This window comes from Microvirga mediterraneensis, assembly GCF_013520865.1.
GTDB classification, from domain to species: domain Bacteria; phylum Pseudomonadota; class Alphaproteobacteria; order Rhizobiales; family Beijerinckiaceae; genus Microvirga; species Microvirga mediterraneensis.
Genome location: NZ_JACDXJ010000001.1, coordinates 620,403 through 632,635, shown reverse-complemented (window position 1 = coordinate 632,635; position 12,233 = coordinate 620,403). Strand labels below are relative to the sequence as shown.

Genomic DNA, 12,233 nt, shown 5'->3' with positions numbered 1-12,233 from the left:
CCACAGTGCGGCAGGTTCCGCAACACAAGCATGAGGTTCTGAACAAAGTAGGGTAAAGTTGTTGCATCGCACAGCCACTTTACGCTGCCTCTGCCCCCTCCGACGACAGATTCGCGTCGCCCCATTCCTTCATGGCCGTCAGCACCGGCTCCAGCGACCGGCCGCGCCCGGAGAGGGTGTATTCGACCCGGGGCGGCACCTGGGCATAGACGGTTCGCACGATGAGGCCGTCGGCCTCCAGCTCGCGCAACTGGTGGGTGAGCATGCGCTGCGTGATGGAAGGGATGAGCCGGCGCAGCTCGTTGAAGCGCAAGGTTCCGCGCAGGAGCTTGTAGAGCACGATGATCTTCCACTTGCCGTCGATCAGGCTCATCGTCCTCTCGACGGAGCAGCCCTGCATTCTCGGCGCCCTCTGCGGCATCACGGTATCCTTTTCGACACTATGGGCTGTTTTTGTGCGTTCTTGCGGCTTCGGACACTATGCCCAAGTATGATCCCAAAAGCATCGGACCAGAAGTGATTTCCACTTTGGGATTCATCCGATGCCGGGTTTTTGAATGCGCATCGCCAGGACCAGAAAACCGGATCCGCCTTTCCGTACGATGCGCGAACAGGAGACACGCCATGCGCGCCGTCGGTTACCAGCAATCCCTTGCCATCGATCAGGACGCCTCCCTCGTCGACATCGACCTGCCCCGACCCGAACCCGGATCGCGCGACCTGCTCGTCGAGATCAGGGCGGTGTCCCTGAACCCGGTCGACACGAAGGTCCGCATGCGGGCGCAGCCCGAGCCGGGCGGCTGGAAGGTCCTGGGCTTCGACGCGGCCGGGATCGTGCGAGGGACGGGGCGGGAGGGTTCTCTGTTCAGGGAAGGCGACGAGGGGTTCTACGCCGGCGCCATCACGCGGCAGGGCACCAATGCGGAATTCCATGTGGTGGACGAGCGGCTCGTTGGCGCGAAGCCTAAATCCCTCGGCTTCGAGGAGGCGGCCGCCCTGCCGCTGACCACCCTGACCGCCTGGGAGACCCTGTTCGACAGGCTGGAGGTCAAGCGCCCCGTGAAAGGTGCCGCCAACGCCATCCTGATCGTGGGAGCCGCCGGCGGCGTCGGCTCCATCGCGGTCCAGCTCGCGCGCCAGCTCACGGATCTCACCGTGATCGCCACCGCGTCGCGGCCGGACACGCAGGCCTGGGTGGGTAAGCTCGGCGCCCATCACGTGATCGATCATGGCAAGCCGCTCGCCGCGCAGGTGGAGGCCCTGGGCATCGGCGCGCCGGCCTTCGCGTTCTCGATCACCCACACGGAGAACCATTTCGCCGAGATCGCGAAAGCCCTTGCGCCGCAAGGCCGTTTCGCCCTCATCGACGATCCGAAGATGCCTCCCGACATCAGCCTCATGAAGGGCAAGAGCGTGTCGATTCACTGGGAATCCATGTTCACCCGCTCGACCTTCCAGACCGCCGACATGGAGCGGCAGCACGAGATCCTCAACGAGGCGTCCCGCCTCGTGGACGCAGGCACCATCAGGACGACATTGGCCGAGGTCATCGGGCCGATCAACGCCGCCAACCTCAAGCGCGCGCATGCCCTCGTCGAGAGCAACCGCACGCGGGGCAAGCTCGTCCTGTCGGGGTTCTGAGGTCATTCCGACCCGCTGACGCCATCCTCGGCCTTGTGCCGGTGATCTCGATCGGAAAGGCACGACGCTTCAAGCAATCGGGATGGCCGACACAAAGCCGGCCATGACGTGGCGAGCGTCGCGCCAGTCGGGAGCGAATTAAAGCACCCGTTCACCAAAAAAGAGGGCTTTGCGATCTGGACCATCGCAAAGCCCTTCAGAACAGAGAAAAGGCTGCCATGAAGGCAGCCCTGTGCCTCGAGGTGGCCCGGCCCTTCGTCCGACTCAGAGGGCTGGGGGGCTGACGTGTCCAAGCCGTTCGATGAGCCGGGCCGTCGAGGCAACTTGAGCATTAACGGCATTCAGTGCGGCTCCATCACGGCGCGATTGGGGCAGGAATAAGATTTGCTGAAGAACCCGTGATTCATTGTGTCGTCATGGGTTGATCCCTTAGCCGCCGAAGCCCATCATCAGGCCATGAAAACGAGACATGGGAGGCTTCATGAGCGAAGGTGACATCGCGGAGCCGTTGCGCGGCGGCTCGATGCAGGGTCAGGCCCACATCGTTCCTTTCCCCGCCGCGCCGAGACAGGTGTCCTTCGACCGAGCCGAGTTGCAGGCCATTCTCAATCTCTACGGCCGCATGGTGGCGGCCGGCGAATGGCGCGATTACGCCATCGACTTTCTGCCCGACAAGGCCGTCTTTTCCATCTTCCGGCGCACGTCCGAAATGCCCCTCTACCGGATCGAGAAGGACCCGAAGCTCGCCAAGAAACAGGGAGCCTATTCGGTCATCGTCTCCACGGGCCTGATCCTCAAGCGCGGTCACGAGCTCGCCCGCGTGCTGCGGGTGCTCGACAAGCCGAAGGTCGTGTCGGCTTAGGGCTCAAGGTGCTTAGGCAGGGCCAGAAGCCAGAGGGTCGATGCGACCACCCCGAGGGCTCCGACCCACAGGACCGCTCGGATCCCGACCCAATCGGCCGCAAAGCCGGCGCCTAAGGCGGCCATCAAGCCAAGGCCACCCGTCAGCAGATGCAGTGTTCCGGCTTCCCGCCCGCGCAAAGCGTCTGGCGTCATCTTCTGGCGCAAGACGGTCGCGTTCGTGGCGAAGACCACATAGAGACCATCGCTCAGGAGCTGTGCGATGCACAAGGATGCAACGGCCACCCACAGAGGACCCTGGGCCAACGGAATGAAACAGATCATGAGGCTGTAGATCAGCAGAGACCCGATCAGCAGATTGCGTAAGCCAAAGCGCTGTCCGGCCCAGGCCGCGAACTGCGCCCCGATCAAGGCGCTGATCCCGCCCAGCGCCACGATGAAGCCCAGGATCCCTGGCTGAATGCTCAGGTCGCGTACCGCGAACAGCACATAAAGCGGCGCAAAGAAACTCAGGAAGAACGAGAGGCTGGCGGAGCACAGCGTCAAAGGTCTGAGGACCGGATGCCCGAACACGAAGCGAAGGCCCTCCCTCGTTTCGCGCCACAGATCGGGTGCATGCTCTCCGGTGACGAGAGGTGGCTCCGGCCGCTTGATGGAGGCCAACAGCAAGGCCGACCAGAGATATGAGAGAGCATCGAACAGGATCGCAACGGGCGCGGTGAGCCACTGAATCGCAGTTCCCGCCAGAGCAGGACCGGCGATTTCCGCCAGCGAGTCGGTGGTGGCGAGTTTCGCGTTGCCTTCGAGAAGCTGATCGCGGTCCACCAGGGTCGGCAGATAGGCGTTGTCCGCTGTCTGGAAAAAAATGGACAACAGAGCCACAGCCGCCGATACGCCCATCACGTGCCCGATCGTGATGGCGTCGAGCCAGGCCATGACTGGAAGCGTCGCGAGGGCAGCCGCCCTCAGGAGATCCGCCATGATAAGCACGCGCCGACGCCGCGTACGGTCGATCCAAGCCCCGATGAACGGGCTGAGCAGGACGCCCGGCAAAAGGCTCAAGGCCACGAGCAGGCCGAGATCCGTTGCGGAAGCGTCAAGCGTCAGGGCGGCGATGATCGGCAGCCCCTCACGGGTGAACCGCGCGCCGATGGCTGAAAGGGTCTGTGCTCCCCATAGCCGCAGGAAATCGGGATTCTGCCATAAACCCGTCTTCGGCAGACGAACGATCGTCCCTATCATCGACGATCTCAGGCGATGGGCTGCGTCGGCGGCTCGGTCGTGCCGCGTCCGAGGGGGCGCTGCATCAGCACGGTGGAAAGCCAGCGCCCGTGCTTGTAGCCGATGCCCTTGAGGATGCCGACGGGCTCGAAGCCCAGGCTGCGGTGCAACCCGATGGAGCCCCTCGATTCCTCGTCGCCGATGACCGCCACCATGAGGCGGAAATCCCGCGCCTCGCATTCCTCGATCAGCGCCGCGAGCAGCAGGCGCCCGACGCCCTGACCCTGGGCGGACGGGGCGACATAGATCGAATCCTCCACGGTCGAGCGATAGGCCGGTCGCGTCCGGTAGGCGCCCGCATAGGCATATCCGAGGATCGCGCCGTCCTTTTCCGCCACCAGATAGGGATAGCCGCCCTCGAGGACCGCGGCCCGGCGGCGCGCCATCTCGGCCCGGTCGGGCGGGTCGAGCTCGAAGGAGGCCGTGCCATGCGTCACCGCATGGGCATAGATGGCCGTGAGGGCATCGAGATCGGATTCGGCGGACGGGCGGACGAGAATGCTCATGGGGAATTTCTAGATCAATTCGGGACAGGCAGGGAACAGCATTCCGGTTGGAGAAGGCTGTCTTTCCACCTCTCTCGTGCCTTGCCATGATGGAGCCTCCGAAAGGCCGAGCATGAGCGAGTTCAGTCCGGGCAGGACGCAAACCATCGTGGTCTGGACCGCCATCCTGGCCTCCAGCATGGTCTTCGCCGACGGGGCCATCGTGACCGTGGCGATCCCGCAGATGCGCGAGAGCCTGCAGGCCTCCCTGTCGGAAATGCAGTGGATCACCAATGCCTATGCGCTGACGCTCTCCGCCTTCCTGCTGCTGGGCGGTGCGGCCGGGGATGCCTATGGGCTCAGGCGGGTGTTCATGATCGGCATCGCGTGCTTCGGCCTGACCTCCCTGTGGTGCGGGCTGTCCGGGTCGGCCGGGATGCTGATCGCGGCCCGGACCTTCCAGGGCATCGGCGGCGCCCTGCTGGTGCCGGGATCGCTTGCTCTGATCAGCGCCCATTTTCCGAAAGAGGCGCGGGGTCGGGCCATCGGCACCTGGGCGGCCGCCTCCGCCATCGCGGCGGCCCTCGGGCCGATCCTCGGCGGCTGGCTCATCGATATCGGCCCCTGGCAGGCGATCTTCTGGATCAATGGGCCCGTCGCCGTGCTGGCGCTCTGGCTGTGCTGGCGGCAGGTGCCGGAAAGTCCCGTCTCCGGCGGGACGGCCATGGACTGGCGCGGCGGCGTCCTTGCCGTCCTGGCGCTCGGCCTCGTCGCCTATGGGCTGACGGCGCTCGGCGATCAGGGCAGCCACCGGATCGTCGCCATCCTGCTGATCTTCGCCGGCCTGGCGCTCCTCGGCCTGTTCCTGCGCCACGAGAAGCGCTGCGCCGCCCCCATGATGCCGCTCGACCTGTTTCGCGCCCCCGCCTTCGCCAACGTCAACGCCCTGACGCTGCTGCTCTATTTCGCCCTCGGCGGCGCCTTGTTCTTCCTGCCGACCGCGCTGATCGAGGCCCATGGCTATTCGGCCGCCAAGGCGGGCTCGGTGTTCCTGCCCTTCACCCTGGTGATGGCCGTGCTGTCCCGGCTCGGCGGCGCCCTGGCCGACCGGTTCGGCACCCGGCTCCTTTTGACCGTGGGGCCGCTGGTCACGGGCCTGAGCTTCGCGCTCCTGGCCCCGGCCGTCCTGCATGGCGGCTATTGGGTCGCGGTCGTCCCTGTCATGACCGTCATGGGACTGGGCATGGGCATCACGGTCGCGCCGCTCTCGACGACGGTGATGAACGCCGTGCCCGACGCGCGCATCGGCGTGGCTTCCGGGGTCAACAACGCGATCTCGCGCGTCGCCGGCCTCATCGCCGTCGCGGGCCTCGGAATCGTCGCCACCCTGGGATTCCGCCGGGCCGCCGCATGGGCGAGGCCGGACATGGCGGATCTCTTCGCCCAAGCGAGCTTCGGCGCAAGGCCGCCGATGGCCGGGCTGCCCGCCGACACTTCGGCGGACGTCTATGGCACGGCCATGATTGGCGGGTTCGGGCTGGTGACCCTCATCTGCGCCGCCGCTGCCGTCGCGAGCGCCTGGTTCGGGTATCGCTCGGCGCAGGGGTGATCACAAACAAAAGCCCCGGCCTTTCGGCCGGGGCTCGGGATCGTCCGATCCGTTCGTCCTTACTCGTTGCGGTTGCCCACGAGAGCGAGGAGGAACTGGAACATGTTGATGAAGTCGAGATACAGCGTCAGGGCGCCGAACACGGAGGCCTTGCCGGCGGCTTCAGAGTCGAAGTTGCCGTAGAGATACATCTCCTTCAGCTTCTGCGTGTCGTAGGCGGTCAGGCCTGCGAAGATCAGGACGCCGATCACGGAAATGCCGAACTGCAGGGCGCTCGACGCGACGAAGATGTTCACGATCGAGGCCAGGATCAGGCCGACGAGACCCATGATCAGGAACGAGCCCATGCCCGACAGGCTACGGTTCGTGGTGTAGCCCCAGAGCGACAGCGAGCCGAAGGCCGCGGCCGTGATGAAGAACACCTGCACGACGCTCGCGCCCGTGTAGCGGATGAGAAGCGTCGAGAGCGAGGCGCCCATCACCGCCGCGAAGGCGAAGAAGGTGCCGCGGGCCGCCGCCGCCGTCATCCGCTCCATGCGGAACGAGAAGAAGAAGATGAAGGCCAGGGGCGCCAGCGCCACGAGCCACATCAGGGGCGAGCCATACAGCGTCGCGCCGAACTGGGTCAGGCCGACGCCACCCATCCGGGCGACCGCCTGAGACGGATCGCTCGTCGTGGCGAGCATGTTGATGCCAAGGGCGACCAGAGCCGAGATGGCAAGGCCCAGGACCATGTTGTTGTAGACGCCGAGCATGAAGGCGCGCAGGCCCTGGTCGACCTGTGCCGCCGTCCGGGCAAAGCCGGTGCCATAGGCGTTTTGGTTTTGCTCATACGGTTGCATCGGAGTCCTTTCTCGCGGTGTTCCGTGTTCCCTCGAATGGCCGAAAATCAGCCCTCGGCCGCCGCGTGAATCCGGCGACATGCAAAATATGAGGGGGCGGCCTGCGTTGCGCAAGGGGCAACGCCAAGCTTCAAATCTTCGTGATGGAAGAAAAAACGAGGAGCAGAGTTGATGCTGCTCCTCATTCCGTTTCGCGCACTCTTTCATACCGCTCTTGCGACAAGGGAGCGTTAAAGGTTTCTTAAGTAGAGCGCCGGTTTTTGACTTAGGATCCGCCACGTTCCCATGAGGCCTAGACCCACGCTCACCAGAACCGCGAGCGCAGAGGCCAGGACGGCTCCCGACAAGTCTAAGGTAAAGCTTAGGGACATCACGCGGGTGATGATGAAATAAGCCGCCGACGTTCCGGCCAGGAGCCCGAACAAAGCCGTGGCGAGGCCGAGGAGACCGTATTCGAGCGCGTAGGCCGCGATCAGCCGGGCCCGGGTCGCGCCCAGGGTCTTCAGCACCACCGCATCGTAGAGGCGCGCCCGGTGGCCGGCCGCCAGCGCCCCGGCCAGGACCAGGAGGCTTGCGATCAGCGCGATGGAGCTCGCGCCACGGATCGCCATGACGAGCTGCGAGACCACGTCGTTCACCGCCTCCAGGGCATCCTTCACCCGCACGCTCGTGACCATGGGATAGGTCTGGGCGGAGCTGCGCAGGATGCGGGCGTCCAGCGCCGCGTCCGAGCCGTTCGGGAACGTGACGGTGGCCAGATGCGTGTGCGGCGCGCCCGCGAAGGCGTTGGGCGAGAACACCATGACGAAGTTGATGCCCATGGAGCGCCACTCGATCTCGCGCAGGTTGGCGATGGTGGCGCCGATGTTGCGCCCGAGCACGTTGACGGTGATCTCGTCGCCGATCTTCAGCCCCAGGCCCTCGGCGATCTTGCGGTCGAAGGAGACGAGCGGCTTGCCCCGGTAGTCTTCGGGCCACCACTCGCCCTGCACCACCTTCGAGCCTTCCGGCGGCTTGTTGGCGTAGGTGATGCCCCGGTCGCCCTCCAGCACCCAGGAGATGTCCTCGGGCGCCTTGACCTCGGGCACGGGCCGCCCGCCGAGGGTCACGAGGCGCCCGCGCATCATCGGCACGCGCTCGATATGGGCCTCCGGGGCCTGGCCCTTCAGGAAGCCCTCGAAGGCGTCCGCCTGCTGGTTCGGGATGTCGAGGAAGAAGAAGCTCGGCGCCCGTTCCGGCAGGCTCTGGGTGAGCTGGCGCGTCAGGTTGGTGTCGATGACGGAGAGCGTCACGAGGAGCGTGATGCCCAAGCCCAGCGAGAGCACGAGCGACGGCGTGAGCGCGCCGGGCCGGTGAATGTTGGCGAGCGCCAGCCGGGGAGCGGTACGGCGGGGGCGCGGCAGACGGCGGGCGAGCGCCATGATCCCCATGGCCACGAGGCGCAGGAGCACGAAGGACCCGGTGGCCGCGCCCACGAACATCAGGGCGATCCGCCGGTCGTAAGCCGCGAGCAGGGACAGGCCCACGAGGGCGGCCACCGACAGGACGAGCGCCGTCAGGTAACGCTTGCGCGGCCAGCGCCGCTCCGGGTCGATCTGGTCCCGGAACAGCCCCGACACGGGCACGTCATGGGCCCGGCCCAGAGGCGCCAGCGCGAAGACCAGGGCGGTCAGGATCCCGTAGAGCAGCGCGATGCCGAGTTCGCTCCAGGCCAGCGTCGGTTGGATCGGGATCGGCAGGAGATGGCCGAAGAGCCCGGTGACCACGAAGGGCAGGGCGGCCCCGAAGGCCAACCCGATGGCGATGCCGACCAGCGCGATCAGCATCACCTGCGTGAGGTAGAGCAGCACCACCTGCCCGCCCGGGGCGCCGAGGCTCTTGAGCGTAGCGATCGAGGCGCGCTTGCGGTCGACGAAGCCCCGCACCGCATTGGCGACGCCGACGCCGCCCACGAGCAGCGCCGTGAGGCCGACCAGGGTGAGGAACTGGGTGAAGCGCTCGATGTTGCGGGCAAAGCGCGGATCGGCGTTGAGGCGCGTGCGGATGTTCCAGCCGGCCTCCGGCAGGACGCGGTTCGCGTCCGCCTCGATCTGCGTCAGGGTCTGTTCGGTCGATTGTTCGGGCGGCAGGGTCAGCCGGTAGGTCCAGCGCACGAGGCTGCCGGGCTGGACGAGGCCGGTGGCCTTCAGGGCCTCCTGGGAGAGCAGGAGCCGCGGGCCGAACCCGATGCCGTCGGCGATCTTGTCCGGCTCGGAGACGAGGCTCGCCCGCAATTCCACGTTGGCGGCCCCGACCGTTACCCGGTCGCCCACCTTCAGGTCGAGGCGCGCGAGGAGGGCCGGATCGACGGCGGCCCCGAAGGCGCCGTTCTTCTCGGCGAAGAGGTCGGCGGCGGGCAGGGGCGGATCGGTCTCCAAGGCTCCGACCGTCGGGTAGCCCCCGTCGACCGCCTTCATCTCCACCAGACCCGAGCCCTTCTCGCCGGCCACGGCCATGGCCCGCATGGTGGCGATCACGTTGACCCGGCCCTTGGATTCGAGGAAGGCCCGCTCGGGTGCCGCCGCCTCCCGCTGGAGCAGGGAGAAGGCCATGTCGCCGCCGAGGATCCGCCGGCCCTCGCGGGAGATGCCCTCGGTGAGCGAGCGGGACAGGGACGAGACGCTGGCAATGGCCGCGACGCCGAGCGCGATGCAGGCGAGAAAGATGCCGAAGCCTCTCAGGCCGCCGCGCAGCTCGCGGAAGGCGAGGCGCAGCAGGAGCGGCAGGCGCGACGGGGCGGCGGGGCGGCGCTGGGGCGTGGCGGGAAGGGAGCCGTGCATGATGGATGGTCCCTCAGGCCACGGCCGAGGCCGCGCCGGTCTCGACCTGCCCGGAGCGCAGGCGCACCATGCGGTCGCAGAGGCGGGCGAGGGCGAGGTCGTGGGTCACGAGAACGAGCGTCGCGCCCCGGTCGCGCTTCAGGGCGAAGAGCAGGTCGACGATGGACTGGCCGGTCGTCTCGTCCAGGTTTCCGGTGGGCTCGTCCGCCACCAGGATCGCCGGATTGGGCACGATGGCGCGGGCAATCGCCACCCGCTGCTGCTCGCCGCCCGAGAGCTGCGCCGGGTAATGGTGCAGGCGATGGCCCAGGCCCACGGATTGCAGCTCGGCCTCGGCCCGCTCGAAGGCGTGGTTCTCACCGGCGAGCTCCAGGGGCAGGGCCACGTTCTCCAGGGCCGTCATGGTGGGGACAAGGTGGAAGGACTGGAACACGATGCCGATCCGCCGTCCGCGAAAACGGGCGAGCGCATCCTCGTCCAGGCCCGACAGGTCGGTGCCGTCCACGATCACCTTGCCCGAATCCGGGCGCTCGAGCCCGGCCATGGTCATGAGCAGGGTCGACTTGCCCGAGCCCGAGGGGCCGATCAGCCCGACCGCCTCACCCCGGTCGACGCCGAGGGAAATCCCCTTGAGGATATGCACCCGCGCGGCTCCGCGCCCGAGGCTCAAATCGACATCGTGCAGCGCGATGGCCTTGTCCTGCATCCCCATTCACCCGATCTGTTGGAAACCTTCAGAGACGTCTGTGTAGTTCTGCCTAGATGGGAAGCCTATCGATGAAGCGCCAATCCGGCCCATTCATGACGATCATTTTTGCGTGTGCGGCGGCCCTGGCCGCCCTGGGCGCCGCCCTCCCGGCGCAAGCCCAAACCCGGCCGATCCGGCTCGTGGCCCTGGGCGACAGCCTGAGCGCCGGCTACAACCTGCCGCAGGAGGCGGCCTTCCCGGTCGTGCTGGAAAAGGCCCTGAAGGCCCGGGGCCACAACGTGGAGGTGGCCAATGCGGGCGTCTCCGGCGACACCTCCTCGGGCGGCCTCGACCGGCTCGACTGGTCGGTGCCCGACGGCACCGACGGGGTGATCCTGGAGCTCGGCGCCAACGACATGTTGCGCGGCCTCGATCCGGCCGGGACCCGCAGGAACCTGGTGGCGATCGTCGAGCGGCTCAAGAGCCGCAACATCCAGGTGATGCTCGCGGGCATGTACGCCTCGCGCAATCTCGGGCCGGATTATGTGCAGAAATTCGACAGCATCTATCCGGACATTGCGAAGACGTACGACCTTGTGCTCTATCCCTTCTTCCTGGACGGGGTCGCCGGCGAGAAATCCCTCAACCTGCCCGACGGGATGCACCCGACGGCCAAGGGCGTCGAGGTCATCGTCGAGCGCATCCTGCCCAGCGTCGAGAGCTTTCTCGCCCGCCTTGCCCAACGCTGAGACCCTTCAGCGCCTCATTTTCGCCTGAACGCGGTGGACCCCTTCGCCGCGAGGAGCTTAACCCTATGGAATACCGCCGCCTCGGCCGCACGGATCTCAATGTCAGCCTCATCTGCCTCGGCACCATGACCTGGGGCCAGCAGAACACCGAGGCCGACGGCCACGCGCAGATGGACTACGCCCTCGACCAGGGCATCAACTTCTTCGACACCGCCGAGCTCTACTCGATCCCGCCCCGCGCGGAGACACAAGGGTCCACCGAGCGGTTCATCGGCTCCTGGTTCAAGGCCCGGGGCAGCCGCGACAAGGTGATCCTCGCCACCAAGGTGATCGGCCGCTCCGACAACACCTGGTTCCGGGACGACGGCTCGAAGGGCGAACTCTCTCGCGCCCAGGTCGAGGAGGCGGTGAACAAGAGCCTGAAGCGGCTCCAGACCGACTACATCGACCTCTACCAGATCCACTGGCCCGACCGCCCCATGCCCTGGGGCTCGAACCCGACGATCTACCGGCACATGGAGGGGCCGTCCCACCCCATCGACGAGACGGTCGAGATCATGACCGACCTGGTGAAGGCCGGGAAGATCCGCCATTTCGGCCTCTCCAACGAGAGCGCCTGGGGCACCATGACCTTCCTCAAGCACGCGGACGCCAAAGGACAGGCCCGGGTGCAGTCGGTGCAGAACGCCTACAACCTCCTCAACCGCACCTACGAGGTGGCGCTGGCGGAGGTCTCCATGCGCGAGAACGTGAGCCTGCTCGCCTATTCGCCGCTGGCTCAAGGGTATCTTACCGGCAAGTATCTCGACGGCGCACGCCCCGCGGGATCGCGCACGACCCTGTTCAACCGCGGCCAGCGCTACGAGAACCCCACGGCCGAGGCCGCCATCCGCAAGTACATCGCGCTCGCGAAGGAATTCGGCCTCGATCCGGCCCAGATGGCGCTCGCCTTCGTCAATTCCCGCCCCTTCCTCACGTCGAACATCATCGGCGCGACCTCGATGGAGCAGCTGAAGACGGACATCGCGTCCATCGACGTGACGATCACGCCGGAGTTGGAAGAGCGCATCAACGCGATCCACGTCGAGCACTGCAATCCGTGCCCGTAAGCACTCTCTCCCCTTCACGTCATCACCGGCCTTGTGCCGGTGATCTCGATCAGAAAAGCGCAACGCTCCAAGCAATCGGGATGGCCGGGACAAGCCCGGCCATGACGTGGCGGGTGCATCCCTGATGACGTTCCTCCTGCCCCTTCCCA

General features: G+C 66.5%; 11 protein-coding genes. 5 read left to right on the top strand and 6 right to left on the bottom strand.

The window, feature by feature from the left end:
- Window positions 1-79: 79 nt before the first annotated feature.
- Window positions 80-421 carry a winged helix-turn-helix transcriptional regulator gene (locus H0S73_RS02900; RefSeq protein WP_181050747.1) on the bottom strand — a complete coding sequence of 114 codons (342 nt, stop codon included), beginning with the start codon at window positions 419-421 and terminating at the stop codon, window positions 80-82.
- 203 nt (window positions 422-624) lie between these two features.
- On the opposite strand from H0S73_RS02900, the gene H0S73_RS02895 reads away from it, so the two are divergent.
- Together H0S73_RS02895 and H0S73_RS02890 are read left to right on the top strand one after the other, a co-directional pair.
- Window positions 625-1,641 (top strand): zinc-binding alcohol dehydrogenase family protein, encoded by a 1,017-nt coding sequence (locus tag H0S73_RS02895; RefSeq protein WP_181050746.1) that lies wholly within the window; start codon window positions 625-627, stop codon window positions 1,639-1,641.
- A gap of 481 nt (window positions 1,642-2,122) precedes the next feature.
- On the top strand, window positions 2,123-2,503 hold the full coding sequence (locus H0S73_RS02890) for a DUF2794 domain-containing protein (RefSeq protein ID WP_181050745.1): 381 nt from the start codon (window positions 2,123-2,125) through the stop codon (window positions 2,501-2,503).
- Here the strand turns inward: H0S73_RS02890 and H0S73_RS02885 are convergent.
- The gene (locus tag H0S73_RS02885) at window positions 2,500-3,744 is read right to left on the bottom strand and encodes an MFS transporter (RefSeq protein WP_181050744.1); all 1,245 of its coding nucleotides are present in this window, start codon (window positions 3,742-3,744) and stop codon (window positions 2,500-2,502) included. The two genes, H0S73_RS02890 and H0S73_RS02885, sit on opposite strands and share 4 nt — an antisense overlap.
- Before the next feature lie 8 nt (window positions 3,745-3,752).
- Window positions 3,753-4,289: a GNAT family N-acetyltransferase gene (locus H0S73_RS02880; protein WP_181050743.1), complete on the bottom strand. Its 537-nt coding sequence runs from the start codon at window positions 4,287-4,289 to the stop codon at window positions 3,753-3,755.
- A gap of 112 nt (window positions 4,290-4,401) precedes the next feature.
- Here H0S73_RS02880 and H0S73_RS02875 point away from each other — a divergent pair, with 112 nt between their 5' ends.
- The gene (locus H0S73_RS02875; protein ID WP_181050742.1) at window positions 4,402-5,877 is read left to right on the top strand and encodes an MFS transporter; all 1,476 of its coding nucleotides are present in this window, start codon (window positions 4,402-4,404) and stop codon (window positions 5,875-5,877) included.
- Window positions 5,878-5,936: 59 nt separating this feature from the next.
- Here H0S73_RS02875 and H0S73_RS02870 read toward each other — a convergent pair whose 3' ends face one another.
- The 3 genes from H0S73_RS02870 to H0S73_RS02860 all read right to left on the bottom strand — a co-directional run bounded on the left by H0S73_RS02870 (window position 5,937) and on the right by H0S73_RS02860 (window position 10,250).
- Window positions 5,937-6,719: a Bax inhibitor-1/YccA family protein gene (locus tag H0S73_RS02870; protein WP_181050741.1), complete on the bottom strand. Its 783-nt coding sequence runs from the start codon at window positions 6,717-6,719 to the stop codon at window positions 5,937-5,939.
- 230 nt (window positions 6,720-6,949) lie between these two features.
- A complete protein-coding gene (locus tag H0S73_RS02865) occupies window positions 6,950-9,538 on the bottom strand; it encodes an ABC transporter permease (RefSeq protein ID WP_181050740.1) in 2,589 nt (862 codons plus the stop codon).
- Between the two features lie 13 nt (window positions 9,539-9,551).
- A complete protein-coding gene (locus tag H0S73_RS02860) occupies window positions 9,552-10,250 on the bottom strand; it encodes an ABC transporter ATP-binding protein (protein ID WP_425488170.1) in 699 nt (232 codons plus the stop codon).
- 65 nt (window positions 10,251-10,315) lie between these two features.
- Here H0S73_RS02860 and H0S73_RS02855 point away from each other — a divergent pair, with 65 nt between their 5' ends.
- Together H0S73_RS02855 and H0S73_RS02850 are read left to right on the top strand one after the other, a co-directional pair.
- Window positions 10,316-10,975 carry an arylesterase gene (locus H0S73_RS02855; RefSeq protein ID WP_181050738.1) on the top strand — a complete coding sequence of 220 codons (660 nt, stop codon included), beginning with the start codon at window positions 10,316-10,318 and terminating at the stop codon, window positions 10,973-10,975.
- A 65-nt stretch (window positions 10,976-11,040) separates the two neighbouring features.
- Entirely contained in the window at window positions 11,041-12,084 is a 1,044-nt protein-coding gene (locus H0S73_RS02850; protein WP_181050737.1) for an aldo/keto reductase, read from the top strand.
- Window positions 12,085-12,233 lie beyond the last annotated feature (149 nt).